Source organism: Marinobacter sp. MBR-99, assembly GCF_040547575.1.
GTDB lineage: Bacteria > Pseudomonadota > Gammaproteobacteria > Pseudomonadales > Oleiphilaceae > Marinobacter.
Map to the genome: position 1 here is coordinate 31,739 of NZ_JBEPPY010000005.1, position 25,893 is coordinate 57,631.

Annotated in this window: 23 protein-coding genes and 1 riboswitch; of the genes, 14 read left to right on the forward strand and 9 right to left on the reverse strand. The window is 58.5% G+C overall.

Features of this window, described 5'->3' with window-relative positions; translation table 11 throughout:
• Position 1: 1 nt before the first annotated feature.
• A complete protein-coding gene (locus ABIE59_RS05580; RefSeq protein ID WP_354445029.1) occupies positions 2 to 1,423 on the reverse strand; it encodes an HDOD domain-containing protein in 1,422 nt (473 codons plus the stop codon).
• 210 nt (positions 1,424 to 1,633) lie between these two features.
• Between ABIE59_RS05580 and ABIE59_RS05585 the strand changes: the two genes are divergently transcribed.
• The 3 genes from ABIE59_RS05585 (at position 1,634) to ABIE59_RS05595 (ending at position 4,292) form a co-directional block, all read left to right on the forward strand.
• The gene (locus ABIE59_RS05585) at positions 1,634 to 2,641 is read left to right on the forward strand and encodes a methionine ABC transporter ATP-binding protein (RefSeq protein ID WP_354445031.1); all 1,008 of its coding nucleotides are present in this window, start codon (positions 1,634 to 1,636) and stop codon (positions 2,639 to 2,641) included.
• Positions 2,641 to 3,318, forward strand: coding sequence for a methionine ABC transporter permease (locus tag ABIE59_RS05590; RefSeq protein ID WP_354445033.1), 678 nt, complete (start codon positions 2,641 to 2,643; stop codon positions 3,316 to 3,318). The genes ABIE59_RS05585 and ABIE59_RS05590 overlap by 1 nt, the downstream gene beginning before the upstream one ends.
• Before the next feature lie 191 nt (positions 3,319 to 3,509).
• A complete protein-coding gene (locus ABIE59_RS05595; RefSeq protein WP_354445035.1) occupies positions 3,510 to 4,292 on the forward strand; it encodes a MetQ/NlpA family ABC transporter substrate-binding protein in 783 nt (260 codons plus the stop codon).
• Between the two features lie 85 nt (positions 4,293 to 4,377).
• Here ABIE59_RS05595 and ABIE59_RS05600 read toward each other — a convergent pair whose 3' ends face one another.
• The gene (locus ABIE59_RS05600; RefSeq protein WP_354445037.1) at positions 4,378 to 5,031 is read right to left on the reverse strand and encodes a peroxiredoxin; all 654 of its coding nucleotides are present in this window, start codon (positions 5,029 to 5,031) and stop codon (positions 4,378 to 4,380) included.
• 155 nt (positions 5,032 to 5,186) lie between these two features.
• On the reverse strand, positions 5,187 to 6,548 hold the full coding sequence (locus ABIE59_RS05605; protein WP_354445039.1) for an alanine/glycine:cation symporter family protein: 1,362 nt from the start codon (positions 6,546 to 6,548) through the stop codon (positions 5,187 to 5,189).
• Between the two features lie 198 nt (positions 6,549 to 6,746).
• Here ABIE59_RS05605 and ABIE59_RS05610 point away from each other — a divergent pair, with 198 nt between their 5' ends.
• Positions 6,747 to 7,178, forward strand: a complete 432-nt coding sequence (locus tag ABIE59_RS05610; RefSeq protein ID WP_354445041.1) for a CBS domain-containing protein — start codon at positions 6,747 to 6,749, stop codon at positions 7,176 to 7,178.
• A gap of 29 nt (positions 7,179 to 7,207) precedes the next feature.
• On the forward strand, positions 7,208 to 8,053 hold the full coding sequence (gene fghA / locus ABIE59_RS05615) for an S-formylglutathione hydrolase (RefSeq protein WP_354445043.1): 846 nt from the start codon (positions 7,208 to 7,210) through the stop codon (positions 8,051 to 8,053).
• A gap of 20 nt (positions 8,054 to 8,073) precedes the next feature.
• Here fghA and ABIE59_RS05620 read toward each other — a convergent pair whose 3' ends face one another.
• Positions 8,074 to 9,198 (reverse strand): HD-GYP domain-containing protein, encoded by a 1,125-nt coding sequence (locus ABIE59_RS05620; RefSeq protein ID WP_354445045.1) that lies wholly within the window; start codon positions 9,196 to 9,198, stop codon positions 8,074 to 8,076.
• 244 nt (positions 9,199 to 9,442) lie between these two features.
• Between ABIE59_RS05620 and ABIE59_RS05625 the strand changes: the two genes are divergently transcribed.
• The gene (locus ABIE59_RS05625) at positions 9,443 to 10,447 is read left to right on the forward strand and encodes a GGDEF domain-containing protein (RefSeq protein ID WP_354445047.1); all 1,005 of its coding nucleotides are present in this window, start codon (positions 9,443 to 9,445) and stop codon (positions 10,445 to 10,447) included.
• Here the strand turns inward: ABIE59_RS05625 and ABIE59_RS05630 are convergent.
• Positions 10,423 to 11,862, reverse strand: a complete 1,440-nt coding sequence (locus ABIE59_RS05630) for an MATE family efflux transporter (protein WP_354445049.1) — start codon at positions 11,860 to 11,862, stop codon at positions 10,423 to 10,425. The two genes, ABIE59_RS05625 and ABIE59_RS05630, sit on opposite strands and share 25 nt — an antisense overlap.
• A 163-nt stretch (positions 11,863 to 12,025) precedes the next feature.
• Here ABIE59_RS05630 and ABIE59_RS05635 point away from each other — a divergent pair, with 163 nt between their 5' ends.
• The 3 genes from ABIE59_RS05635 to ABIE59_RS05645 all read left to right on the forward strand — a co-directional run bounded on the left by ABIE59_RS05635 (position 12,026) and on the right by ABIE59_RS05645 (position 16,182).
• A complete protein-coding gene (locus ABIE59_RS05635; RefSeq protein WP_354445051.1) occupies positions 12,026 to 12,898 on the forward strand; it encodes a carboxylate/amino acid/amine transporter in 873 nt (290 codons plus the stop codon).
• 143 nt (positions 12,899 to 13,041) lie between these two features.
• Entirely contained in the window at positions 13,042 to 14,616 is a 1,575-nt protein-coding gene (locus tag ABIE59_RS05640; protein ID WP_354445053.1) for a methyl-accepting chemotaxis protein, read from the forward strand.
• Positions 14,617 to 14,787: 171 nt separating this feature from the next.
• Entirely contained in the window at positions 14,788 to 16,182 is a 1,395-nt protein-coding gene (locus tag ABIE59_RS05645) for a sodium-dependent transporter (RefSeq protein WP_354445055.1), read from the forward strand.
• Positions 16,183 to 16,263: 81 nt separating this feature from the next.
• Here ABIE59_RS05645 and ABIE59_RS05650 read toward each other — a convergent pair whose 3' ends face one another.
• The 4 genes from ABIE59_RS05650 to ABIE59_RS05665 form a co-directional block, all read right to left on the reverse strand.
• Entirely contained in the window at positions 16,264 to 16,866 is a 603-nt protein-coding gene (locus ABIE59_RS05650; protein WP_354445057.1) for a hypothetical protein, read from the reverse strand.
• Between the two features lie 120 nt (positions 16,867 to 16,986).
• A complete protein-coding gene (locus tag ABIE59_RS05655; RefSeq protein ID WP_354445059.1) occupies positions 16,987 to 17,565 on the reverse strand; it encodes a QsdR family transcriptional regulator in 579 nt (192 codons plus the stop codon).
• A gap of 62 nt (positions 17,566 to 17,627) precedes the next feature.
• Positions 17,628 to 18,350, reverse strand: coding sequence for a 3'-5' exonuclease (locus ABIE59_RS05660; RefSeq protein ID WP_354445061.1), 723 nt, complete (start codon positions 18,348 to 18,350; stop codon positions 17,628 to 17,630).
• Positions 18,343 to 20,220 (reverse strand): putative nucleotidyltransferase substrate binding domain-containing protein, encoded by a 1,878-nt coding sequence (locus ABIE59_RS05665; protein WP_354445063.1) that lies wholly within the window; start codon positions 20,218 to 20,220, stop codon positions 18,343 to 18,345. Before ABIE59_RS05665 ends, ABIE59_RS05660 begins: the two co-directional genes overlap by 8 nt.
• Before the next feature lie 120 nt (positions 20,221 to 20,340).
• Positions 20,341 to 20,557, forward strand: a riboswitch (cobalamin riboswitch).
• Positions 20,558 to 20,696: 139 nt separating this feature from the next.
• Here ABIE59_RS05665 and ABIE59_RS05670 point away from each other — a divergent pair.
• From ABIE59_RS05670 to ABIE59_RS05690, 5 genes are read left to right on the forward strand one after another with little or no spacing between them, the layout of a single operon-like run.
• Positions 20,697 to 22,559 (forward strand): TonB-dependent receptor plug domain-containing protein, encoded by a 1,863-nt coding sequence (locus ABIE59_RS05670; protein ID WP_354445065.1) that lies wholly within the window; start codon positions 20,697 to 20,699, stop codon positions 22,557 to 22,559.
• Positions 22,560 to 22,593: 34 nt separating this feature from the next.
• Positions 22,594 to 23,475, forward strand: a complete 882-nt coding sequence (locus tag ABIE59_RS05675; RefSeq protein ID WP_354445320.1) for a cobalamin-binding protein — start codon at positions 22,594 to 22,596, stop codon at positions 23,473 to 23,475.
• A complete protein-coding gene (locus ABIE59_RS05680; protein ID WP_502915333.1) occupies positions 23,462 to 24,436 on the forward strand; it encodes a FecCD family ABC transporter permease in 975 nt (324 codons plus the stop codon). Before ABIE59_RS05675 ends, ABIE59_RS05680 begins: the two co-directional genes overlap by 14 nt.
• Complete coding sequence (locus tag ABIE59_RS05685; protein ID WP_354445067.1) at positions 24,436 to 25,221, forward strand: ABC transporter ATP-binding protein; 786 nt, start codon at positions 24,436 to 24,438, stop codon at positions 25,219 to 25,221. Before ABIE59_RS05680 ends, ABIE59_RS05685 begins: the two co-directional genes overlap by 1 nt.
• Positions 25,222 to 25,223: 2 nt before the next feature.
• The gene (locus tag ABIE59_RS05690) at positions 25,224 to 25,892 is read left to right on the forward strand and encodes a DNA-3-methyladenine glycosylase I (RefSeq protein WP_354445069.1); all 669 of its coding nucleotides are present in this window, start codon (positions 25,224 to 25,226) and stop codon (positions 25,890 to 25,892) included.
• The last annotated feature ends 1 nt before the right edge of the window (position 25,893 follow it).

The window sequence follows — 25,893 nt, forward strand, 5'->3', positions numbered from 1 at the left end:
CTCAGCGAGTGGAGATCAGGGTCAGGCACAATTGTGCGTTCTGGATAAAGTGCGAAAAGGCTGCCAGCTGCTGCTCTGACGGCACATAGCCCGCCGCCGCATTATCGGCATAGAACAACCCCACCAGTCGCCCCTTGGCGGTGAGCGATCCCACCAGGGCAGGCACCTTGCCCAGCCAACGATCAAAGGGCACGCCGTTGGCGTGTTTGCCCGGCTTATAGATGGAACACGTGCCGTGGGGCAAAAGTTCTCCCAGTGGCCCGGTGCCATCCTTGTGGATGATCAGGTGTTCGCGCCACTCTTCGGTACCACGACCTCCTACCTTTCTGGGAATCAGGTCTTGTCCGGTGCGGTCGCTCATCAGCAGGGCTACCCGTTGCATTCCGATGGCCCGGTGAATGCCTTCAATGACCAGCTGGCATACCTCGTTGATATCCGGCTTCTCCGCCAGTGTCTGGGTCAGATCCCGAAGGATCTGTAGCTGCAAGGCGGGGTCCATGACCGGGGCTTCGGCGCCCTGACCGGCGGCGCTATCCTGATTGCCGGGCAGTAATGCCGTCACCTGGGGGATGCCCAGAGACACCGCCACCTTGGTGGCTTCCTGAGCATTCACTTTCAACTGATCCCGAATGGCGGCGGGGCTTTCCCCCACATCGGCGGACAAGCGTTCCAGCACCTTGTCCATCTCCGGCCCGCTCCAGCCCTGCTCGGACACCGTGGCCATTTCCACGGTGTTGCGCACCAGGCTGCTGGCCATGGAATTGGCCTTGCCGGGAGCCACCACTTCACGGATAAACGGCCCTAAAGACCAGGCTTCCACCAGGCCCCGGGTGATCTCGGTAAAGGTGGTGTGCAGCACGGCTTTCTGGGCCTCCACGGCCGGTTCGTCCAGCCGCAGGCGCTCTTCCAGCTCGGTCGCCTGATCGGTTTCACATGACCAGAAGGCCAGCTCGCCGATATTCATCAGCAAGGCCCCGATGAACACCTCTTCCAGGGCATGTTCGGTGCGTTTTGGCATCAGGCATCGGGCCTGAACGGCCGCGTGGATGGCCCGGGCGAGGCAGCGTAGCAGATGGGGCCGGTCGTTGCGTTTGAGTAACGAGTCGACAATCAGCGATGAAATCGCCATGGATTTCACCGCATCGAAACCGATTAGCGTGATGGCCCGGCTGACCGTGCTCACCTGGGTGCGGGTCTGGTTGTAGAACACCGTGTTGGATAGCCGAAGCACCTGCGAGGTCAGCTGGGCATCATTCAGAATGACATTGGCCAGCTCGTTGACGGTGCTGTTGCGGCTGTCGGTCAGTTCGTTGATCTGCCGGAGGGTGTTGGCCAATACCGGCAGCTCTACCTTGCTGAGGTAGGAAACCCATGCCTGGGTGGAATTCATCCTTGAGGGCGTATTCTCGGACGGTGTGGTCACAGGTACGGCGCGCCTCGGATAGGTGGAGGTTTATTAATGTTCTTTTCAAATAGCAGTTTAGCTGAGGGCGGGCGGATGTGTCAGGTAGCTTTTTGTGTAAGGGCAACTACACACCACCCGGATTCGGGTTTGGTCATCGAATAGGCTATAATCGCCGGTTTTCGGCTGTGCGCCCTACGCACTCCAAAGGCAAAGACCAAGGCACTGATCGTGATTGTATTTGACCAGGTACAGAAGTCATACCAGGTGGCCGGCCGGGCGATCCCCGCGCTGCATCCCACCAGTATGACCATTGAAACCGGCGAGGTGTTCGGCATCGTCGGCCATTCCGGTGCGGGTAAGTCCACCCTCGTACGGCTGATCAACCTGCTGGAACCGCCCACCGGCGGCCGCATCCTGATCGATGACGAAGACATTACCCGGTACAACTCCGCGGAACTGAGAGCTTTCCGCCGCAAAGTGGGCATGATCTTCCAGCACTTCAACCTGCTGTCGTCCAAAACCGTGGCGGATAACATCGCGTTTCCCATGAAACTGGCCGGTATCTACAGCAAAACCGAAATACGCGAACGGGTACAGGAACTGCTGGCCCGGGTGAGCCTGACCGACCACGCCGACAAGTATCCGTCTCAGCTGTCCGGCGGCCAGAAACAGCGCGTTGGTATCGCCCGCGCCCTGGCCTGCCGCCCCACCATTCTGCTGTGCGACGAAGCCACCAGCGCCCTGGACCCGCAAACCACCCAGTCGGTGTTGAAACTGCTGGGTGACATCAACAAAGAACTGGGCCTGACCATTGTATTGATCACTCACGAAATGGACGTGGTGCGCCGCGTGTGCGACCGGGTAGCCGTTATGGACGCTGGTCGCGTGGTGGAAATGGGCCCGGTGAGCGACGTCTTCCTGCACCCCCAGCACCCCACCACCCGGGATTTTGTGTTCGAAAGCGAAAACATCGACCGCAATGAACTTCAGGAAGACCTGCAAAAAGCGCAAGGCCGTATCCTGCGCCTGACCTTCAAGGGCGAATCCACCTACAAACCGCTGCTGGGCAGCGTGGCGAGGGAATCCGGCGTAGACTTCAGCATCCTCTCCGGCCGAATCGATCACATCAAAGACACCCCCTATGGACAGTTAACCCTGTCGCTGGTGGGCGGCGATCTCGACGTCGCCATGCAGGCGCTGGAAGCTGCCGATGTTCACGTGGAGGTAGTGCGCTGATGGAAGCTTTAATGGAATCCCTCATGGGCAACGTCGACTGGCTGGAAATCGGCTGGGCCAGCTGGGACACCCTGGTGATGGTGGGCATGTCCCTGCTGTTCAGCGTACTGATCGGCCTGCCTATTGGCGTGTTACTGTTCCTGTTCGGCAAACGCCAGCTACTGGAACAACCGGTGGCCTATGCCGTGTTGTCGTTCGTGGTCAATGTATTACGATCGGTGCCTTTCATCATCCTGCTGATCGTGATGATCCCGTTCACCGTATTGCTTATCGGCACCTCCCTGGGCGTGGCCGGCGCCATCCCGCCATTGGTGGCCGGCGGCGCACCCTTCTTCGCACGCTTGGTGGAAACCTCCCTGCGGGAAGTCGACCGCGGCATCATCGAAGCCACCCAGGCGATGGGTGCGAACGTAAGGCAGATCATCTTCGGCGCCTTGCTGCCGGAAGCGCTTCCGGGCATCATCGCCGGTATTACCGTGACGGCCATCACTCTGGTCTCCTACGCGGCCATGTCTGGCGTCATCGGCGGCGGCGGCCTGGGCGACCTGGCCATCCGCTTCGGTTACCAGCGCTTCCAGACCGACGTGATGGTGATCACCGTCGCATTGCTGGTGATTTTCGTACAAGTACTCCAGATGGTTGGTGATCGTCTGGTGCTTTATTTCAGCAGAAAGTAACCGGACTCACCTGCGGAGTCTGATATAGGCCGGGGGCCGGATAGTCCTGACGAAAACCTGGAGCGCCATGGACGGCGCGACGGAGCCCTACAGGGATGTATTCACGGGCGTTTTTCGGCAGGACTATCCGGCCACCGGCCGTATTCCCGAACATGATGCATGCATTAATTAATGCTTTAAGGAGAGATTAGATGAACTTGAAGAAAACTCTGGTAGCCATCGCTGCCGTAGCAACTTTCTCCTCTGCTGCTGTTGCAGAGAAACTGTCCGTAGCTGCCACTCCGGTCCCCCATGCTGAGTTGCTGGAATTTGTGAAGCCGGCACTGGCTGAGCAAGGTGTCGAGCTGGATGTGAAAGTCTTCACCGACTACGTGCAGCCCAACATCCAGGTTGACCAGAAACGCATGGACGCCAACTTCTTCCAGCACCAGCCGTACCTGGACGAATTCAACAGCGGTCGTGGCACCAACCTGGTCACCGTTGCCGGTATCCACGTTGAGCCCTTCGGCGCCTACTCCAGCAAAATCAGCTCCCTCGACGAACTGAAAGACCGCGCCGTAGTAGCCATTCCCAACGACCCCACCAACGGCGGCCGTGCCCTGTTGCTGCTCCAGGACGCCGGCCTGATTACCCTCAAGGACGAGAGCAAGATCACCGCGACACCCCGTGACATCGCCGACAACCCCAAGCGCCTGAACTTCCGCGAACTGGAAGCCGCTACCCTGCCGCGCATCCTGAACCAGGTCGACATGGCCCTGATCAACACCAACTACGCGCTGGAAGCTGGCCTGAACCCGTCTGAAGATGCTCTGGTCATTGAAGGTGCCGAGTCTCCTTACGTGAACATCCTGGTTGCCCGCCCGGACAACAAAGACAGTGAAGCCATGCAGAAACTGGCCAACGCGTTGAAATCAGATGCCGTTCGCGAGTTCATCAAAGAAAAGTACGAAGGAGCCGTGGTTCCCGCGTTCTGACCTCCGGGAAGCCAGACATGAAAAAGCCGGGCAGTGTGAGCTGCCCGGCTTTTTATTGAGTGCAATATCGACTGCAAGGTTCCAATCAATCACCGCTCCAGTTGGAGGACGGGTCTGGCGTCATCCGCAGATAGGATTTCACCGCCTTGTAGCCCTTCGGGAAGCGTTGTTTGATCTCGTCTTCATCCTGCAGCGACGGCACAATCACCACATCACCACCTTTCTCCCAGTTGCCCGGCGTGGCCACCTTATGGTCATCGGTCAGTTGCAGCGAATCGATAACACGCAACACTTCGTTGAAGTTACGGCCGGTGGACGCCGGGTAGGTAATGATCAGGCGCACCTTCTTGTTCGGATCAATGATAAACAGCGAACGCACGGTCAGGGTGCTGTCGGCGTTCGGATGGATCATGTCGTACAGCTTGGCCACCTTGCTGTCATGATCGGCAATGATCGGGAAGTTAACGGTGCAGCCCTGGGTTTCGTTGATGTCCTTGATCCATTCCTTGTGGGAATCGACCGGGTCGACACTCAGGGCAATGGCCTTGACGCCGCGCTTGGCGAACTCGTCTTTCAGTTTGGCGGTCAGACCCAGTTCGGTGGTGCAGACCGGCGTGAAGTCGGCCGGGTGCGAGAACAGGACCCCCCAGCTGTCACCGAGCCAGTCATAGAAACGGATGGTGCCTTCGCTGGAATCCTGTTCGAAGTCCGGTGCAGTATCTCCAAGACGCAGACTCATGATCGTTCTCCTCAGACAGGTTGTTGGCAAACACGCTGTTATATTTTGTGTACGTTAACCACTGTGGCGATGGATGGCCTGAATGCAAGGGGTGCTTGATCCAGAACATCCAACGGTTTGCTCACATCCTTATGAGCACCAGACATAGACGTCGACTATTTTACGCCCAACGCCTTCTGCTTCTCAAAGTGCTCCCGGGTGAGCTTGAACACCACCGGACTGAGCAACAGCAGGGCAATCAGGTTGGGCAATGCCATCATCGCGTTGAGGGTATCGGCCACCAGCCAGATAAAGCCCAGGTTGATGGTGGCACCCACGGGAATGGCGATAATCCACAACACCCGGTACGGCACGATGGCCTTCACACCGAACAGGAACTCGATGCAGCGTTCGCCGTAGAACGACCAGCCGATGATGGTGGTAAAGGCAAAGATAGCCAGGGCAATGGCCACCACATAGTTGCCGAAGCCGGGCAGACCGGTCTCGAAGGCCAGTGATGTCAGCGCCGCACCGGTCTCGCCGGATGTCCAGGCGCCGGAGGTGATAATCACCAGGCCGGTGATGCTGCACACAATGATGGTATCGATGAAGGTGCCGAGCATCGCTACCATGCCCTGTTTGACCGGGTTCTTGGTCTGGGCGGCAGCGTGGGCGATGGGTGCGGAGCCCAGACCTGCTTCGTTGGAGAAGATGCCCCGGGCCACACCAAAGCGGATAGCAGCCCAGACGGCGGCGCCGGCGAAACCACCCTCGGCCGCGGCCGGGCTGAAGGCATAGCTGAACACCATGCTCACGGCGGCGGGAATTTCATTGGCGTTGATGGCCAGTACAATAAGGCCAACCAGCACATAAGACACCGCCATGAACGGTACCAGGGCACTGGCCACCTGGCCAATACGCTTGATGCCACCAATCAGCACCAGCCCCACCAGAATCATCAGCAGCGCGCCGGTCACCCAATGTGGCAGGCCAAAGTTGGCAGACAACACGTCCGCCACCGAGTTGGCCTGCACGGTGTTGCCGATACCAAAGGCGGCAATGGACGCAAACACCGCAAACAGCACACCAAGCCAAGCCCATTTTTTGCCCAGACCGTTGCGGATGTAATACATGGGGCCACCGACATGGGCGCCGCGCTCGTCCACTTCACGATAACGCACCGCCAGTACCGCCTCGCCGTATTTGGTGGCCATACCCACCAGGGCGGTCAGCCACATCCAGAACAGGGCGCCGGGGCCGCCCAGGAACACGGCGGTGGCAACACCGGCGATGTTACCGGTGCCGACGGTGGCCGACAGGGCGGTCATCAGGGCCTGGAACGGCGGGATATCACCATCGTCCTCGTCACCGCGGGCACGACCGCTCCACATCAGCCGGAAACCGGCCCCCAGTTTCAGGATCGGCATCAGTTTCAGGCCGATACTCAGAAACAGCCCGACCCCGAGGATCATCACCAGCATGGGTGGCCCCCAGACCAGGCTGTTGATTTGACTGACAAAATCAGAAATGGCTTCCATGAGTTCTCTCTCTGTTCACCACTGGTGGGTCATGTTTATAGCGCCCCAACGGGCATAACCTGTTGAGTTTAGACGACTATTTTCTTATGTAAACCGTTCTGCAACAGAGGGTTGTCCATTTTGCCCACCATTGCCTATGTTTAGTGTAACTGTGGTGCCAATTCCGGCGCCTTGATTGGAACAGAAAAGGGTCAGCCTATGCGCTCACTGAAAATCTCGGAAGTCATGTGGAATCACATTGAGCCCATTCGTTGTGGCACACCCCTGACCAAGGTGGTGAAAGCGTTACTGGATAACCATGTCACCGGTTTGCCGGTGGTGGATGATAAACGCCAGGTTCTGGGTTTTGTGTCGGAGCAGGACTGCATTCATTCCCTGTTGGTGAGTAACTATCACAGCGAGGGTGAGCCAATTGTGGATGACGTGATGTTTCACAAGCCGTTAACGGTATCACCGGAGATGTCGGTGATTGACCTGGCGCAGAATCTGGGAGCGGGCAAGCCGAAAGTGTACCCGGTGGTTGATCATGGCAAACTGGTTGGTATTGTCACCCGTACAGCTATTTTGTCCCAGTTGGCCAAATCCGGTAATACCATTGAGAAACAGCGATTTGCCAACGCTGAGGACTAACTTGTCCACCCACCATTACCAGGAATGCTATGGAACTGTTAGCCACCAATGTCTGCTTTGACGGTGAGCACCGCCGTTATCGCCACTTTTCCGCCACGCTCCAATGCAACATGGAGTTTGCGGTGTTTCTGCCACCGTCGGCTGTGGGAGAGAAAGCTAAGGCGGTACCGGTACTGTACTGGTTGTCCGGCCTGACCTGTACCGACCAGAACTTCATGCAGAAAGCCGGTGCCCAGAAACTGGCGGCCAAGCTAGGGCTGGCGATTGTATGCCCGGATACCAGCCCACGGGGTCTGGACCTGCCCGGCGAGCACGACAGTTACGATTTCGGCAGTGGTGCCGGCTTTTACGTGAATGCCACAGAACAGCCCTGGGCGCCCCACTACCGCATGTATGACTATGTGGTAAAGGAATTGCCGCAACTGGTTGAAAGTGAGTTGCCACTCAGCGGTGAACGTTCGGTCAGCGGCCACTCCATGGGCGGCCACGGAGCGCTGATCTGTGCCCTGAAGAATCCGGGCTATTACAGGTCTGTGTCGGCGTTCGCGCCCATCGCCAACCCGACGGCGTGCCCCTGGGGTCAAAAAGCCTTCAAGGGTTACCTGGGGGATGATGAGCGTGGTTGGGAAGACTGGGACGCCACCTGTTTGATTCCGACCGCAAAGGAGCGCTTGCCGTTATTGGTGGATCAGGGCACGGCGGATGAGTTTCTGGAGACCCAACTGAACCCGGAAACGCTGGCGGATGTCTGTGAGAAGTTCCATCACCACATCAACCTGCGTATGCACCGCGGTTACGATCACAGTTATTTCTTCATTGCCTCGTTTATCGAGGATCACCTGAATCACCATGCCCGGGCGTTGGGGCTGGCGTAAGCCGGCCCGGTGCCGCAGTATCAGTTACGAAAGCCCCAGAGCAGGCTGAAATCCATGGAGGGCATTTCCTCCGGCTCTTCGGCGCCCTGGATGTTGTATTCGGGAATGCTGGTGTCGCGCTCAAAAGTGCCGCTGTAGCGGTTGCCCCGGGGGCCGAAAATAGCTTTGACAAACGGTCCCCTGGTCCGGACGGCGCGCCCGGTCACCACACCGACTTCGTTATTGTCGAGCCGCACCAGCATGCCCGGCGGGTATTCCCCGAGCACCTGCAACAGTGACCTTGGAATGGCCGGGCGGACCTTGCCATCACCGAGGGTAGCAATCAATTTGCGGGCAGCCGTGATGGTCATTCGGTTGCGATAGGCTCGCTTGGTGATCATCGCCACATACCGCTCTGCCAGGGCCAGAATTTCCGCTTCCGGAAAAATGTCGGTGCCGCTCAAACCCTCTGGGTAGCCGGAACCATCGGCCTGCTCGTGATGCTGGGCGATAATTTTCAGCAACAATTTATTGGTGATGCCGGCAGACATCAGGGCCTGAATACTGCGTTGAGGGTGTTTGCGGATAACCGCCCGCTGGTCGTCGGTGAGCACCCGGGTAGACGCATTTAGCTGGTCGGCCACCGGCACAAGTGCCAGGTTGGCGGTCAGAGCTGCGGCGGTCAGCACACTGGTGCGCTTGTCATCAAGCCCAAATGCCCTGGCGGTAAAGTGGCACAGGATGCCGTAGAAAAGAATCTGTTCGTGAATGGTGGGGCCGATGGAGTACAAATGCACCAGAGCCAGGCTGGCTTCCGGGGCTTCCTGACAGGTGCGCTCCAGCATTCGCGCCAGCCCCAACAAACGCTTTTGGGCAGACGGATCTTCGCTGGTGATGGCGTTGAGGGTTGCTTCCAGAGTGGCCAGCAGGTCAGCGTAGTCGGCAAAGGGGTTACGTTGACGCTGGTCTTCCTGAATTTTCTCTTTTTTCCGCTCGATTTTCCGGGGCTTGAACCGGCCCCGCTCAAACAACTGCTCCAGCTGGGTGTTGGTCTGGATAACATAGCCCTGACGCAACAACACGTTACCGTCGGCGTCGAAAACATCCCAGGGTAGCGGCCGGCCAATAGTGAGTGCCCCTGGGGCGATGCGAATGAGTGAATCCAATTTGAATATCCCAAGGTGTCATAGAGCGGTTTTTGTTTTTCGAAATACGTCTCTCAGTATTCTGACGTCAAAACCTGCGCGAGCTTGAGCATTTAGAATACTAACCGACACATTTTTGTGATGCATGTCACTTTGTGTCTTGTTCAGAGACAGAATTGTTAAAAATCGTAGCTCGGTAGCGCTCCCTTTCATAGCATACGCTAAGCTTGTGCACTAACTGGCACCATAGTCGGACGCGCTCTGAATGTTTCATCGGCTGAAAAACGATTTCAGATTATCGATCATCACCTTGCTTGGCATCAGTGCCATCATTGGCATCACACCCTTTGTGATTCTGCGTTTTGTCGAGGGCAATCCGCTCGCCGGTTTTGTTGACCTCGGGATTTTGACTGGCATCGTTGGCAGCCTCGCTTATGCCTGGCTAACCGGTGATACGCGGCGAAGTGGCATGTTTCTGGCCTTTGTCATCTGTGCCGGCGCTGTTACCGTTGGGGCGGTCATGGGCGAAGCCGGATTGTTCTGGCTCTTCCCGTGCCTGGTGACCACCTTCTTTCTGGTATCGAGCCGGCTTGCGGCAGTTTTAAATCTTCTGTCTGTGCTGGCGCTGATGTCGATTGAGACGGCGTTCAGCTCAACGGTGCAGATGTGGACGTTTGCGACCACGGCGACGGTGGTCAGTGCCTGCGCCTACGTCTTCGCCTACAGAAATCAGGATCAGCGTGAACGACTGGAACACCTGGCCACAATCGACCCGCTCACCGGAGTCAAGAACCGTCGCTCCATGGATGAAGAGCTGGATGCAGCGGCTGCTAACGCGGAACGGTCCGGGCTGCCCTACGCCCTGGTGATGCTGGACATTGACCACTTCAAGAAAATCAACGACGTGTATGGTCACGGTGTCGGGGATAGCGTACTGACAGATCTGGTAGCATTGATCGAGCACAACACCCGCAAGTCCGATCAACTGTTCCGCTATGGCGGCGAGGAATTTGTGTTATTGCTGCCCGGCGTGGATGGCTCCAGCCTGCAGACGGTGATGAACAACCTGCAACAGGTTTTGCGCAGGAACCTGAAGTACCCCGGTGGCTCTGTTACGTCCTCGTTTGGGGTTGCGCTGCTGGGTCACGGCGAGCGTGTTGAGAGTTGGCTGGCGCGGGCTGACGAAGCGCTGTATCAGGCCAAGGAGACTGGCCGGGACCGTATCGTGTTCGCCGATGAATCCGCTCAGTTCGTGGCCGAGCCCGCCTGAATCGAAGACGGGCTATTCGCCTCTGTGTCGTGGTTGCCGGGTCGGTAGCGAAATAAACGCCAGCCTAGCAGCACGCTGGCGGAAGTCAGGCCGGCGGTCAGCCCCACCCAGAATCCGGCCGCGCCCAATGCGGGCCACAGCAGGTCTGTAAAGGTCAGAACATAACCCAGCGGCAGGCCCACTCCCCAGAACGAAAACAGCATAATAAACATGGGTATGCGAGTGTCTTTGTAGCCCCGGAGTGCGCTGATGCAGGTAACCTGAATGACATCGGCAATCTGGAACATGGCGGCAAACGCCAACAGGCGAATGGTGACGTCTCGCACGGCCTGGTCGCCGGTGTAGAGCGCAGCAATTTGCGCGGAGAACACGAACAGTAAGGTGGCAAAGAGCAGAGCAACCGCCGAGGCCAGAATGAGCGAGCTTCGTGAGATCAAGCGGGCTGTGTCTGGCGCCCGGGCACCCACCAGAAAACTCACCCTCAACGTCAGTGCCATGCCGATGCTCAGCGGCAGCATGAACAGCAGCGATACCACGTTCAATGCAATCTGATGCCCGGCCACAATCACCGGCCCGAGTGGGGCCAGGAACAGGGCAATGACCGAAAACATACTGGCTTCGACAAAAATGGTGAAGCCAATGGGCACGCCTATGCCCAGGATATAACGAATGCCCTGCCAGTTGGGCTTCACCCAGTCGGCCAGCAGGTGAAACTGGCGGAAGGTTCGGCTGCGGTTCAGGTAGATCAGCAAGGCAATGGCCGCGGTGCCGTTGGACAGCGAGGTGGCCCAGCCGCAGCCCACACCGCCCATGGCCGGCAGCCCCAGTTTGCCGTAGATGAAGATGTAGTTGAGCGGCAGGTTGATCAGCGTGCTAAGTACTGAGAAGGCCATGATCACCCGTGTGTGCCCAAGCCCGTCGGTCAGCCCCCGCAGCGCGTTCATTAATAGCAGGGCCGGTATGCCCCAGGCAAACGCATTCAGGTAACCCTGAGTAATGCCGGCGGTTTCGGTATCCATCTTCAGCATTGCCAATATCGGGTGCACGTTGGTCAGCAACAGCGCCATGATGACGGTACCGCCGGCTGCGATGTATATGCCCTGCCAGGTGGCCGGCATGATCTTCGAGTGCTGCCGGGCACCGTTGTAGCCGGAAATGATCGGTTGCAGAGCCCCCAGCATGCCCATGAAAAACAGGAAAAGCGGCATCCACAGGCTGCTGCCGATGCCTACTGCGGCCAAATCCTGAGCGCTGGCGTGCCCTGCCATAACGGTATCGATCACCCCGTTGGCCATCTGTGCCACCTGGGCAATCAGGATTGGCCCGCCCAGTATGGCCAGGGTTTTCCATTCCGCCAGCGTGCGGCGAACCAGGGGCTGTCGGACTTCGGGTAACGGCTGGTGGTTTTCGTCCATGGTGCTGGTTTCGATGTTGGGTCGTCAGGGTTGTACCAGTCAGAATCCGACATGGTACCCGATTGGTGGTCGCTGAGCTTATACGGGTTTGCACCGGCTACCGTGGTGGATAATGCCGGCAAAACCGGTAAAGTAGCGGTCCGGTTTCCTCTGGTGTGGCGGTATGGTTCTTCTGGTTCTGGTAACAGCGCTGTGGGCGTTTTCGTTCAGTTTGATTGGCGAGTTCCTGGCTGGCCGGGTAGACAGCGATTTTGCCGTGCTTACCCGGGTGTTGCTGGCAGCGCTGGTGTTTCTGCCGTTCACCCGCTGGCGCGGCGTGCCCGGTGGCATGAAGTTGGGCATTTTGATCACCGGCATGCTGCAGTTCGGGATTACCTACCTGTGTTTGTACCGTTCGTTCAGTTACCTGACGGTGCCCGAGGTCTTGCTGTTCACTATCTTTACACCTCTCTATGTGACCCTGATTGACGATGCCCTGTTTCGCCGGTTTTCACCGGTGGCCTTGCTGGCAGCGGCCATCGCCACGCTGGGGGCCGGGATTATCCGCTACGATGGCCTGAGCGAAGACTTCATCACCGGCTTCCTGTTATTACAAGTGGCTAATTTCACCTTTGCCGCCGGCCAGGTAGGCTACAAACATGTGATGCGACATTACGCCCTGGCCTTGCCGGGCTATCGAACCTTTGGCTATTTCTTTTTCGGGGCACTGATCATCGCCCTGCCGTCGTTCCTGATTTTCGGTAATCCGGACAAGCTGCCGACCACGGTTGTGCAGTGGGGCATTCTTGGCTGGCTGGGGCTGGCGGCCTCGGGGCTGGGGCTGTACCTGTGGAATCGCGGTGCCTGCGAGGTGGATGCCGGTACCCTGGCCATCATGAACAATGCTCTGGTGCCGGCCGGTCTGCTGGTGAACCTGCTGATCTGGAACCGGGATGCAGACCTGATGCGCCTGTTGATAGGCGGTGCGGTCATCGCGTTTTCACTGTGGGTGAATGCCCGTTTCCATCCCCGGGCAAGGGTTCTGGCCCAGTCCTGACTGTTTTGTGCTCAAGAGTTTGGCTTGTAGGCCGTTACACAAAGGTGACCGAGCGTAACTCATTAGGTATTTCCTTGATATTCATCCAGACTTACCCTGTCGCCGAAAAATAATTTCCCCGGTTTAACGGATATCGATACCCTATGCGCAAGAATCTGCCTGTTACCCAGCGCGAAATCACTGTACCGGAAGGTATGCGCCTGATCAGTACCACCTCCCTCAAAGGCGTGATTACCTATTGCAACGACGATTTTGAAACCATCAGTGGTTACACCCGGGATGAACTTATTGGCCAGGCGCATAATCTGATTCGCCACCCGGACATGCCGCCGGCGGTGTTCGCCGACATGTGGGAGTATCTGAAAGCGGGCAAGGCCTGGATGGGCGTGGTCAAGAACCGGGCAAAAAACGGAGATCATTACTGGGTCAGCGCCTACGCCACGCCCATCTGGGAAAATGGCCAGATGGTGGGCTATGAATCCGTGCGGGTCGCCGCCACGCGGGAGCAGATTGCGCGGGCTGAAAAACTCTATGCCGGTATCTCTGCGGGCAAGTTATCGTCATCGTTCAGCAACCGGGCCCTGTCGATGGGACGTTCCGGCTGGCCGTTTCTGTTATCCCTGGCGATTACCTTGGGTGCCATGCAGCTCGAACCACTCTGGCTGGCAGCGCTGATTGTGTTGGCCGGTCATGGTCTGGCGTTCAGCCTGGTGTTCGGGTCTATTTCCAATCGTTTGAAAGGTTTGCTCGCGCTGCGCCCCGATGCTTTCCAGGACCCCATCGTTGCCCGTACCTACAGTAACGAGCGTGGGCTGATGTCGCGGTTGGCGCTGGTGCTGGTCAGTGAAGAGGCGCGGATCCGCACCGCATTGGCGCGAATTGAAGATCAGGCAGAGCATTTACTGCAGCAGGCCCGGGCCTCCCATGGCTTCATTTCAGAGGGGGCAACGGCCATTGCCCGCCAGCGGGCGGAGACAGACCAGACCGCCTCTGCCATCAATGAAATGACAGCTTCCATTCAGGAAGTGGCGGAAGCCGTCACCCATAATGCGAAAGAGGCGGAGCAGGCAAACCGGCTGGCCCACGAGGGCAGCCAGCGCAGTGGAGAGGCAACGGCGGCTATCGAGCAACTGGTTCACAGGGTGAATGGGATCGGTGAGTCTGTGGGTCGCTTGGGGGAATCCACCCGGACCATTGGGGAAGCGGCCGATCTGATCTCGGACATTGCCGAACAGACCAATTTGTTGGCCCTGAATGCGGCCATTGAGGCCGCACGCGCGGGTGAGCAGGGTCGCGGATTTGCAGTGGTGGCCGATGAAGTTCGCTCCCTGGCCCAGAGAACCCGGCAGTCGACCGTCAAGATTCATGAGGTAATAGAGCAATTTCGGGAGCAGGTGGAGGAGACCATCCAGGCGGTGCGTTCTGGTGAGGAAATCGCCAGTCAGGGTCTGGCCCGGGTGCAGGGGGCTGCAGACTCCCTGCAGACCATTGTGGGCTCGGTGGATTCAATTTCCGACAGCTTCATCACCATGTCAGCCGCTTTCGAGGAGCAAAGCCAGGTGTCGGATGAGATCAACCGTCAGATCGTTAACATTGCCGGCCTTGCTGACCAGAGCGATGAGCAGGCGGAGGCCGCCAAAGACAGCAGTGACAAGCTCAGTGGTATGGCCCACGGCCTGAAGGATCTGATTGCCCGGTTTGTCAGTAAATCTGGCTAGTTAGCTCTGCGCGGTTGGATCTGTGCGGACTACAGAAACCACCGAACAACATTTCAGCACTGGCATCACCGCGCCAGTGCTGGCAGAATCCCGCACCAATGGCCTGAACCATTGGTTTGGCGCCCTCACAATTCGTAGTTTCCTACAGCCAAAAGCACAGGAAGAAAATTCATGTCACAGTCCAACTCCGCATCAGACAGCGGTATCGGGGCTCGCGGACTCTGGTCGTCCAAGTTCGCGTTTATTCTGGCAGCGACCGGTTCCGCTGTTGGTCTCGGTAACGTCTGGAAGTTCCCTTATGTCACCGGTGAGAACGGCGGCGGTGCCTTTGTTCTGGTTTACCTGCTCTGCATCTTCATCATCGGTATTCCCATCATGATGGCCGAGGTGTTTATCGGTCGGAATGGTCGCCATAACCCGATCACCAGTTTCCGCCTGGTGGCGGAGCGCAACCTGGCATCGTCCGGCTGGCGGATTTCCGCCATCATCGGCATGCTGGCGGCCTTCATCATTCTGTCGTTCTACTCGGTTATCGGTGGCTGGGCGGCGTCCTACGTTGGCCACGCCGCCATGGGTGATTTCACCGGTGGTACCGCCGAATCCGTGGGTGAAATGTTCGGCGGCCTGCTGGCCAGCCCGGCCAAGCTCCTGCTCTGGCACACGGTATTCATGGCCCTGGTAGTCCTGGTTGTTGCTCGCGGCCTGAAAGGCGGCCTGGAGCGTGCGGTCACCATTCTGATGCCGGCCCTGTTTGTCCTGCTGCTGATGGTGGTAGGTTATGCCACCACCACCGGTCACTTCGGGGAAGCGGTTTCCTTCCTGTTCAACCCGGATTTCAGCGCCCTGACGGTTAACGGTGTACTGGTGGCCCTGGGCCATGCGTTCTTCACCCTGAGCCTGGGTATGGCCATCATGATGGCTTACGGCTCTTACCTGAGCCGCGATGTCTCAATTGGCCGCACGGCAGTTACCGTGGCGATCATGGATACCGTGGTGGCCTTGCTGGCGGGCCTGGCCATTTTCCCGGTGGTCTTCGCCAACGGTCTTGAAGCCGGCGCTGGCCCTGGCCTGATTTTCCAGACCCTGCCCCTGGCGTTCGGTAACATGCCCATGGGTACCCTGTTTGGCACTCTGTTCTTCGTGCTGCTGCTGTTCGCCGCCTGGACATCCGGCATCTCACTGCTGGAGCCGGTGGTTGAATGGGTGGAAGAGAAGACTAGCCTGGCGCGGGTTGGCAGTGCCGTGGTTGCCGGTGGTGCCTGCTGGTTGCTGGGCATTGCCTCGATCCTGTCCCTGAACGTATGGTCTGATGTGGCTCCGTTGGGTATGTTTGCCGCCTTCGAAGGCAAGACCATCTTCGATCTGCTGGACTACTTCACAGCCAACATCATGCTGCCGCTCTCCGGCCTGCTGACCGCCATCTTTGTGGGCTGGTTCGTGGCAAAGGAATCCCTGAAGAGCGACCTGGCCTTGCAGGATGGTACCTTTGGTTTGTGGTACAACCTGATCCGGTTTGTCACGCCGATTGCTGTGGCAATTGTGTTTGTCTATAACCTGCTGGCGTAATCAGCCGGTCTGATTATCAGGCAATAAAAAAACCCGGCGCTGGAGACGGCTGCCGGGTTTTCTTGTTCTAGCGGTTACTATTTACCAGTCGCTTTCGTCATCTTCGCTCATGGCCCGCAACTCATCGATGAATGGTCGGACCGCACGTTTGTCGCTTTCTGGAGCGCTCCTTGCGGCACTCATGGCCGAAGATGCGGATTGCAACATAGCTCGCACCTCGGTTTTTTGTTCTTCGGTCATGTGGGGATTGCTTTCGATTTCAGCCAGTGCCTGCTGCATGTCGTATTCAGCCGCTCCTCCTTGCTCATCAATTTCCAGGGCGGCCCAGGCCTGGTAAACCCGGTCCCCGGTCTGGCCCCATTGTTCAAGGCTGGAGAATCCATATCGTTTGACCAGCTTCTCCAGTTGTCCATGCATTGCGTGCCCTTCTATATCTTTGAGGCTGTCGGAGAAGAGGATGGAGAAATCCATGTTTTCTTCTCGCTCGGCTTCGAGGGCATCCAAAAACTCCTTATGGTCCTCAGCCAGCGCCTCGGCGGCGCCGAGACTGTCGATGAATGACCGTACGGTTTTTTCTGTCAGGTCGCGAGCCTGCGCCTGGGGGGCGAGTGTGAGGGCAATCAGGGCGAGTGCGATGATGATGGGCGTAAACAGCTTCTGGCTAATGGATTGGTGTAACGGCATGTCGCGCTCCTTTGCGGGTGTTGATTCCGGGTGTTTGTGGTCTGCTTTTGAACGGGCCGGGGCCCGGCGCCATTGCGTCAGATTAGCCTGCGTTGCACGGTTCTGCCAGCGCAGATGTTGTCAGACTTTCCCGCCCAGCAGGATGCGCACAGCGGTGCAGGCGTCTTCGAGTTCTTCGTCCCTGGGCTCGCGGCCGCCGATGATGTCACTGTACAGGCAGGATTCGGCGATGCGAACCATAAAGTAGGACAGGCTCTGGATGTTCATGGGGGGGCTCAGGTGGCCTGCGCGCACTTCGTCTTTGAGTAAGCGGGTGTTCACTTCCACGGTGCGGGCGTGCAGGGTGGAGTGGGACGAGGTGAGCATTTTCAGGGCGTATTCCGGATCCTGGTGCAGGAATTTGCGCAGGGGGCTGAAGTGCAGAATGGTCATGTTGATGTGGCGGAATACGCCCACCACGTAATCGACGCCATGGCCGGGGGTTTGGGCCCGGGCTTCTTTGTACAGAGGCTCATACAGGGACCAGAGGATTTCACCAATCAGGAGGTCTCGGTTGCCGACCCAGCGGAACAGGGTGGCGCGGCCGATGTGCAGGTCATCTGCCAGGGCGGCGAGGCTGATTTTTTCCCCTTTTAACCACATTTTTCTGGCACGGCGGAAGGCGTCCAGGGGGGTGGTTTTGGTGATTTGTTCGGTCACTTTGGGCTCTTTGGTTGGTGTGGGGTCATTCTAGCGGTTGCAGAGCTTTGGGGCTATGGCGGTCAGACCCAGAGATCTCCAATAGGCGTATCAGTGCCGAAATGGTGCTGCACCTGGGCCTGGAACAGTTCGGCGGTGGCGATGGCGTCTATCAGGGCGTTGTGGCCGGCGTAGTGGGGTAAGCCGTAGCGGGTTCGGCTGTCGGCGAGGCGAATGGAGATGGGCTGTTTGCCCATGAGTTTTTGCCAACGGCTGGGATTTCGGTTGGGGTGCAGGTGGGCTTCGATTGCCATGGTGTCTATGACCGGGAAGCGGAGTTGTTCTTTCAGGCGCCACTGCAGGGCGCGGTTCAGGAACGGGCGTTCGATGTTCCGGTAGTGGACCACGGGTATGCGGCCGTTCAGGTGTTGGAACAGGGTGTCTAGCACATCGGCTAGGTCCGGGGCATGTTCGATTTCGCTGTGGGTGATGCCGTGGATGGTGATGGTGTCTTGCTGCAATGGCAGTTGCGGCCGGACGATCTGGTGCCAGGCTTTGCCCAGTTGAATGCCGCCCAGCGTAAAGGGGACCAGGCCGATGCTGATAATAGAGTGGCGGTCGGCATCCAGTCCTGTGGTTTCGAAATCGAGGGCAACCAGGGGCACCTCGTTAACCGGGGTCTGTGGGTCAGGGCAGCCGGCTTCGTAGAAGGCTCGGATTCGGGCATCCTTGGCTTTTTCGGCGGCGTTTTGGTAGTTGTCTGGCCAGTTCTGTTGGCGGTTTCCGCTTTTGATGCTGTCAGACATTCCGGGTGGCTCCTCCGGCGTTGTAACGGAATCGCAGGAATTTCTGGGCATTGCTGACGATCTGGAAGGCGTCTTTCAGGTGGCTGCGTTCAAACGGGGACAAGTCTTCCGGGCGTACGTTGTTGTCGGGCTCTCGCCCCTCTTCAATGGCCAGGGCCTGGTGGCGGATGCGTACGATGGAGATGAATTCCAGGGCGTCTCGCAGGTTGCCGGCATCGTCTTCCAGCAACAGCTTGGTTTTGGCGATGTCTTTTAGTCGTTCAAAGGAATTCTGGGAGCGGCTGCCACAACCCAGGGCATGTACGCGGATCAAATCCGATAATGGCGCTGTGCCCCGACGCTTGAGGTTGAACGTTTTCTGTTGCTTGCCGTCTTCCTCGAGCACGAAGGTGCGGAAGAAGCCGAGCGGTGGTGTTCGGTTCAGGGCATTCCTGGCCAGGAAGGTAAGGAAGCGCTGGCTGCCGCTGGCTTTCTGTACAATCAGGGTTTTCAACTGTTCGGTGAAGTCGGTTTGCCCGTAGATGCCGTCCAGGTCGAAGAAAATGTTGCTGTTGAGCAGGGCTTCGGCTTTGGGGTTGTCGATCCAGTCGGTGAAGTAGCCTTTCCAGACACTCAGCGGTTGCCGCCATTTCGGGTTGGTGGCCATGATGTCGCCGGTGCAGTAGCTGTAGCCGCACTCGGCCAGGCCATCAGACACGAACTTGGCCAGCGCCAGGAAGTATTCGTCGTGTTCTTCCGGGATGAAACTGTCGTCCAGCACCATGGCGTTGTCCTGGTCGGTAACGACCAGCTGTTCATCCCGGGCCATGGAGCCCAGGGCCATGAAACAGTAGGGAACGGGGGGCGGCCCGAGTTTTTGCTCACCCAGTTCCAGCAGGCGTTGGCTGAAGCTGCGACCGATACCGGCCATGGCGCTGCCGATCATGTGGGAGTTGGCGTCTTCGTTGACCATGCGAACAAAGCTGTCGCGCACTTCCAGACTGATTCTCTTCAGGCCTTTGACGTCGTTCTGGTGGTAGATGTTGCTCACCAGGTACAGGCTGCTCTGGCTTTCATACTTGACGATATCTGATAGCGCGATCACGCCGCGCACTTCGTCGCCTTCCATCACCGGCAGGTGGTGCACGTTGTTGTGAAGCATGGTGAGCATGGCTTCGAAGATGAAGGAGCGGGCGCTGATGGTGATCAGCCCTTCCGACATGATGTCGCTGATCGGGGTTTCCGAGGCCAGGGCATGTGTGACTGCCCGGGTGCGGAGGTCCCGGTCGGTGATGATGCCCTGCAATTTCGGGCGGTCGCCGCTTTCATCCATCAACAGGAGCGCTGAAACGCCATTGTCTGTCATGATTCTGGCGGCTTCCTGCAGGCGAACGGTGGTCGGAGCGGAAACCGGTTCCCGGGAGATCAGGCGGGTAACCTTGGCGGTCATCAGTTCGTTGGATTTCTCTCTGCGCGATACCGCCGAACGCAGCCGGCTGCGGTCTTCAATCTCAACAAAGTCGGCAAAGTTTTCGTCGGTTTCCCACAGATGTTGAAAGGTGGTATCCGGAATCCTGTAGATCAGGCAATCTTCGATAGCTTTGGCAGGGAACCGGACTTTCTTGTTCATCATCAGTCCGAACTGGCCAAAGATCTCGCCTTCGCCCACGCGGTTGTACAGCTCACCGGAGCGGCGAAAAATCTCCACGGCGCCGCTTCGGATGTAGTGAAGCCAGTGATTGGCCTCGCCGAGTTCGAGTATCTGAGTGCCGGCTCGGTAGTAAACGACCTCGATACTGCTGACAACTCGATCAAGCAGTTCTTCAGGCATGTCATTGAACGGGGGGTATTGGGCAATGTGGTTGCGGATGTCCAACAGTTCGGCCTGCATAAAACTCCCTGATCCGTCAGCGAAAAAAATGTGATAGTGAATGAATATAGCAGTGTGTATCCACCGGGGCCACGCAACCTTTTGCTAGATCTCGTTGACCACTTTGGCTGGTGTTGTTAGCCTTGCGGCTCTTTTTCAGGTGCCTGTCGCAAAGCGCGATGGGTGAAACGGGAAATCGGTGCGCCTGACCCAATCAGGCAAGGCCGATGCTGCCCCCGCAACGGTAAGCAGGTTAACGGCAATCTGATGCGCCACTGTGCCACGGCATGGGAAGGTGATTGCCCCGGAATTCGTTCTGCCTGCAAGCCCGGAGACCGGCCTGGAAAAAAACACCCGGAGTTGCGGTGGGCTGCTTGGGTGGGCGAATTTCGGCCAGCCTGACACCGCATCCGCCTGCCCTTCCTTCTGTTCCGCAACTTAAGCCTGAACCTTAAGAGTCAGCCCGTGCGGGTGCGCGCGGTTGTCGGAGTAGAGCGATGCATACCCTGAAGTTTCCTGCCGTTATTGCCGGCATTTCCATGATGGCCCTGCCCCTCGCGGTGGCTGCCCAGTCTTCTGACCAAACCGAACAGCTTGATCCAATTGTGGTGACGGCCACGCTCGGGCCGAAAACCGTGGGCGAAAGCCTGTCATCGGTAACGGTGATTGAACAAGCCGATATCGAGCGGCAAAAACCGGCCGAGTTCCGGGATCTGTTGCGCGGCCAACCTGGCGTGAACGTGGTGTCCGATGGCAGTTATGGCAAGACCACCAGTCTGTTTTTGCGCGGCGCGGGCAGTTCCGGAACGGTTCTGCTATTGGATGGCATTCGTCTGCGTTCAGGCACTGCCGGCATTCCACCCTGGCAGTTTATGCCGCCCGAACTGATGGAGCGTGTTGAGTTGGTTCGTGGTGCCAAGAGCTCCCTCTATGGTGCTGATGCGGTCGGGGGTGTGGTTCAGGCGTTTACGCTGGAGCCAAAGGCTAACCAGCAGGCTTGGGCGGAACTCTCTGGTGGCTCCCACAACACCCGTGAAACCTTTGCCGGCGTTGCTGCCCGGTCGGGGCAAACCTCGTTGCTTGCCAGTGGGGTTTACTCGGATACAGATGGCACCAATCTTCGCGCTGGCGGCGATGACAAAGGTTTCCGTAATGCTGGTGGTCTAGCCAAGGTCAGCCATCGTTTTGAGCAGGGTGGCCGCGCCGGAGTGACGGTGTTTCAGTCTGAGGGAAACACCGAGTTTGAGGGCGGTGATACCGATTACATGATCCGTGCGGCGGGTCTCTATGTTGAAGCGGTGGCCAGTGACTATTGGCGAACCCGCATCCAGTTCTCAGAAGCCAGAGATGAGCAGGAGACCTTTGGTTCCTTCCCCAGTGTCTACAATACCCTGTCCCGATCCGCCCGTTGGGACAATACCCTGACAGCCGGCGTACATGAGCTGGTCCTGGGCTCTGAGGTGATGGTTGATGAGGTGGATGGCAGTGACGAATTCGCTGAGAACAGTCGAACCAACGCAGCGGTGTTCGGCCAGGGGCGACTGAATTTCGGCGCCAGTGATTTGATGCTCAGTCTTCGCCTCGATGATAATGAGGCTTACGGTAAAGAAGAGACGGGTGGTATTGCGTTTGGTCACCAGTTTGACCGCTCGCACCGGGTTCGGTTGAGTTATGCGACCTCGTTCCGCGCCCCTACCTTCAATGACCTGTACCTCCAGATTCCGTCCGATTTTGGCAGTTACTTCGGCAATCCAGACCTGAATCCCGAGAAAGGTCAGATGGTTGAAGCTGGTTTTTCCGGCCGATATGACACCTGGTTCTGGGATGTGGCGTTGTACCAGAATGACGTCGACGAGTTGATCACCTATGTGTTCGACCCCGCAACATTCGATGGCACCATGGAGAACGTTGAGACTGCCCGGATTCGCGGCGTGGAATTGGCATCCGGCTTTCAGACCGATGACTGGGATATCGGGGCGGCGGTGACCTACGCTGATACCGAAAACCGGGATACCGGTGCACGCCTGCCACGCAGGGCGAGCAAGACCCTGCGTCTGGATGTTGATCGCCTGTTCGCCCAGTGGTCAGTGGGTGGAAGCCTTGTAGCAGAAGGCAATCGCTACAACGATGCGGCGAACACCAGTTTGTTACCGGGCTTTGGTACCTTGGATCTGCGGGCCGCCTGGAACTTCCTGCCGGGCTGGTCGGCCAGTGTCAAAATCGATAACGTGCTGGATCGACGCTACTCTACCAGTCAGGGTGGTCGGTCGATTGACGCGCCTCCGTTTTTTGAAACGTTTGATTATCTGGCTGCAGGCAGAACCTACATGGCATCGGTACGTTACGACTTCGGCCGGTAATTCCTCTCAAGGCGAGGTGTGATTCAATTTCGTGATGTTGCATCGGCTCACCCTTCTGGTCGCTTTTCTGCTGGCATCCCTTCCGGTGCTGGCAGAGCCCCTGTGCGCCCGCGACGCGCTGGATCGTGATATCTGCCTGCCGGAACCCGCCGCTCGCATCGTTTCCCTGTCACCAGGCGCCACCGAGCTGCTGTTCTCGGCTGGCGCCGGCGATAAAGTGGTGGGGGCCGTTGCCTGGAGTGACTATCCGCCGCAGGCGGAACCGTTGCCCCGGGTGGGCGACAGCAGCCGGCTGGATCTGGAAGCGATTCTGTCGTTGCAGCCAGACCTTGTGGTGGCCTGGGTGGATGGAAACTCCCGGCAGCAGGTGGAACGGCTGGAACAGTTGGGCATCACAGCATTCTGGTTGGCACCCAGAGAGTTTGAGGATATTCCACTGGCCATAGAGCACCTTGCTGACCTGGCCGGAACTAGCGATGTTGCGCAATCTGAGGTGCACTTATTCCGGCAGGGTATCGGCGAACTGAAAGCGGAATATCAGCACGCCGAGCCCATCCGGGTGTTCTACCAGATCTGGGATCAGCCGTTGATGACCATCAACCGGGAGGAACTGATTGGCAAGGCCATTGAGCTTTGTGGCGGGGTAAATGTGTTCGGTCACCTGTCGCGGCTGGTCCCGCGAATAGGTACTGAGGCGGTTCTGGAAGCGGCACCGGAGGTGATTGTGACTTCCGGCCGTGAGCGTAATGACCGGCAATGGCTGGCGGACTGGCAGGCCTACCCGAGCCTGCCGGCGGTGGCTGCCGGAAATCTCTTTCTTGAACCGCCAGATCTGCTCGCCCGTCCAACCGTAAGGATGCTCGAAGGTGTGAGTCATCTGTGCCAGACCCTGGAGACTGCCCGTGGCCGGCTCTAGCATTCTCCGGCCGCTGGTAGCCCTGATACTGCTCGGTATTCTGGCCGTTACCCTTGCCATTGCTGTCGGCAGTGCCCAGGTGGGTGTTGGCAAGGTATTGTGGGTGTTTGCCGGTGGCGGCACTGAACTGGACCGCACCCTGATTCTGGACCTGCGCCTGCCCAGAGTGCTCAGCGCCTTCGCAGTAGGTGGCTTGTTAGCCGTGGCTGGTGCCCTGATGCAGGTGTTGTTGCGCAATCCGTTGGCAGACCCCTACGTATTGGGCTTATCTGGCGGGGCAGCTGTCGGCGCCCTGCTGGCCATGTTGGCGGGCCTGGCGGGTTTGGTGGTTTCCGGTTCCGCGTTCGCCGGCGCCATGCTGGCCACCCTGCTGGTGTTTGGCCTGGCCCACGGCAGTGGCAGCTGGACCCCGTCGCGATTATTGCTGACCGGGGTAGTGGTGGCGGCTGGTTGGGGAGCCTTGATCACGCTGATTCTGGCGATGACCCCGGCAGCCCGGTTGCCGGGCATGCTCTATTGGCTGATGGGGGATCTGTCTCACTCCGGCCAGCCCTGGCCAGGGCTGTTAGTGCTGTTGCTGGTGTGCCTGCTGGTGTTGCCCCTGGGCCGCAGCCTGAATGTGCTGGCCCGGGGTTCCATGCAGGCGGCCGCTCTGGGGGTGTCGGTAAGGCCCCTGGAATGGCTGGTATACTTGCTGGCCAGTGTGCTGACCGCCACCGCTGTCACCATGGCCGGCGCCGTCGGGTTTGTAGGGCTGGTGGTGCCGCACATGCTCAGGCTTTTGCTGGGTAATGACCAGCGTCTTATCTTGCCGGCTTGTGCCCTGGCGGGCGGGATTCTGCTGGTGCTGGCGGATACCGTGGCGCGGGTGGTCATTGCCCCGGAGCAACTGCCGGTAGGGGTGATTACCGCACTCCTGGGTGTGCCTACTTTTCTGTACCTGCTGTACCGGAGCCGATAATGACGACCCTGGCCAGCCATGAACTTGTGATGAATATCCCCGGCCGGGCGCCCGGGGCCCCGCTTGGGATCCATGTTCATCCTGGTCAGCTTTGGGGTGTGCTGGGTCCCAATGGTGTGGGCAAAACCACTCTGCTGCACACGCTGGCAGGTATCCGGCCACCCCGCAGCGGCCAGGTTTTGCTGGATCACAAGCCCCAGATTTCGCTCAGGCGCAAGCAGGTGTCCCAGCGCATTGGCCTGGTGTTCCAGGATCGGCAGGATGGCTTCCCGGCCACGGTACTGGAAACCGCACTGATTGGCCGTCACCCCTGGCTGTCGGCCTGGCAGATGGAAACGGCCGAGGATATCGCCGTGGCCGAACAGGCCCTTCAGGCGCTGGATGTGGCGCACCTGCGAGATCGGCTGGTGAGCACACTGTCTGGTGGCGAGCGTCAGCGTGTGGCCATCGCCACTCTGATGACCCAGAACCCGGACATCTGGCTGCTGGACGAACCCACCAATCATCTCGACCTGCATCATCAAGTCGCAGTGATGAACCTGCTCACCGCCAGGGCCCAAAGCGGTAAGGCCGTGTTCATGTGCCTGCATGACCTGAATCTTGCCGCCCGCTGGTGCGACCACCTGCTCCTGCTCTACCCGGATGGCCAGGCCTGTTGGGGCCCGGCCGAAACCATGCTGGTGCCTTCGGCGCTGGAACAGCTGTATAACCAGAAGCTGGAAACGGTGGAGGTAGACGGAGCACCGTTCTTTGTGCCCAGCCGCGGACCATCTATCCGGGAGTAACCATGAAATTTTCCGAATTCTACAACGTCGCGCTTGCCCGCAAAGGCGGTGAGCAGGCCTTGCAAACGCTGCTGCCTCCTGTGGTGGAGAAAAGCCGGTTGGCGGAGGTGGGAGACGATCGCTACTTGTCGGAAATCACCCGCTGCATATTCAAGGCCGGTTTTGTATGGCGGGTGATCGAGAATAAATGGCCGGATTTTGAAGCTGCTTTCGAGGGCTTTGTCCCTGCCTACTGGCAACAGGTGCCACCGGAGGTGCTTGAGCGGCTGGCGGCGGACGAGCGGATTGTGCGCAACATGCAGAAGATTCGCACCGTGCCGGAGAATGCCCGGATGATTATGGATGTGGCGAAAGACCACGGCAGCTTCGGGCAGTTTCTGGCCGACTGGCCCAGTGATGACCAGGTCGGGCTGCTCCTGTACCTGAAACGCAATGGTGAGCGCCTTGGTGGCAACTCGGCCCAGTATTTTCTGCGCCGTGTGGGCTGGGACGGCTTTATCCTGTCACACGATGTCGTCACCGCCCTCACCCGTGCCGGTATCCTAGATGCCTCGCCAGCCAGCAAGAAGGGCCTTACACAGGCCCAGCTGGCGTTCAACGAATGGCACCGGGAAACCGGGTTGCCGGTGAGCCACCTCTCGCGGATTGTGTCGTTTACGGTGGATAACTGAG

Excerpts from the sequence above, each read along its gene's own strand:
- fghA (WP_354445043.1), top strand. The coding sequence starts at position 7,208 with ATGGAACTGTTAGCCACCAATGTCTGCTTTGACGGTGAGCACCGCCGT.
- ABIE59_RS05675 (WP_354445320.1), top strand. The coding sequence starts at position 22,594 with ATGTTGCATCGGCTCACCCTTCTGGTCGCTTTTCTGCTGGCATCCCTT.
- ABIE59_RS05660 (WP_354445061.1), bottom strand. The coding sequence starts at position 18,350 with ATGTCTGACAGCATCAAAAGCGGAAACCGCCAACAGAACTGGCCAGAC.
- ABIE59_RS05665 (WP_354445063.1), bottom strand. The coding sequence starts at position 20,220 with ATGCAGGCCGAACTGTTGGACATCCGCAACCACATTGCCCAATACCCC.
- ABIE59_RS05685 (WP_354445067.1), top strand. The coding sequence starts at position 24,436 with ATGACGACCCTGGCCAGCCATGAACTTGTGATGAATATCCCCGGCCGG.
- ABIE59_RS05610 (WP_354445041.1), top strand. The coding sequence starts at position 6,747 with ATGCGCTCACTGAAAATCTCGGAAGTCATGTGGAATCACATTGAGCCC.
- ABIE59_RS05640 (WP_354445053.1), top strand. The coding sequence starts at position 13,042 with ATGCGCAAGAATCTGCCTGTTACCCAGCGCGAAATCACTGTACCGGAA.
- ABIE59_RS05600 (WP_354445037.1), bottom strand. The coding sequence starts at position 5,031 with ATGAGTCTGCGTCTTGGAGATACTGCACCGGACTTCGAACAGGATTCC.
- ABIE59_RS05605 (WP_354445039.1), bottom strand. The coding sequence starts at position 6,548 with ATGGAAGCCATTTCTGATTTTGTCAGTCAAATCAACAGCCTGGTCTGG.
- ABIE59_RS05645 (WP_354445055.1), top strand. The coding sequence starts at position 14,788 with ATGTCACAGTCCAACTCCGCATCAGACAGCGGTATCGGGGCTCGCGGA.
- ABIE59_RS05625 (WP_354445047.1), top strand. The coding sequence starts at position 9,443 with ATGTTTCATCGGCTGAAAAACGATTTCAGATTATCGATCATCACCTTG.
- ABIE59_RS05650 (WP_354445057.1), bottom strand. The coding sequence starts at position 16,866 with ATGCCGTTACACCAATCCATTAGCCAGAAGCTGTTTACGCCCATCATC.
- ABIE59_RS05635 (WP_354445051.1), top strand. The coding sequence starts at position 12,026 with ATGGTTCTTCTGGTTCTGGTAACAGCGCTGTGGGCGTTTTCGTTCAGT.
- ABIE59_RS05590 (WP_354445033.1), top strand. The coding sequence starts at position 2,641 with ATGGAAGCTTTAATGGAATCCCTCATGGGCAACGTCGACTGGCTGGAA.
- ABIE59_RS05690 (WP_354445069.1), top strand. The coding sequence starts at position 25,224 with ATGAAATTTTCCGAATTCTACAACGTCGCGCTTGCCCGCAAAGGCGGT.
- ABIE59_RS05595 (WP_354445035.1), top strand. The coding sequence starts at position 3,510 with ATGAACTTGAAGAAAACTCTGGTAGCCATCGCTGCCGTAGCAACTTTC.
- ABIE59_RS05670 (WP_354445065.1), top strand. The coding sequence starts at position 20,697 with ATGCATACCCTGAAGTTTCCTGCCGTTATTGCCGGCATTTCCATGATG.
- ABIE59_RS05630 (WP_354445049.1), bottom strand. The coding sequence starts at position 11,862 with ATGGACGAAAACCACCAGCCGTTACCCGAAGTCCGACAGCCCCTGGTT.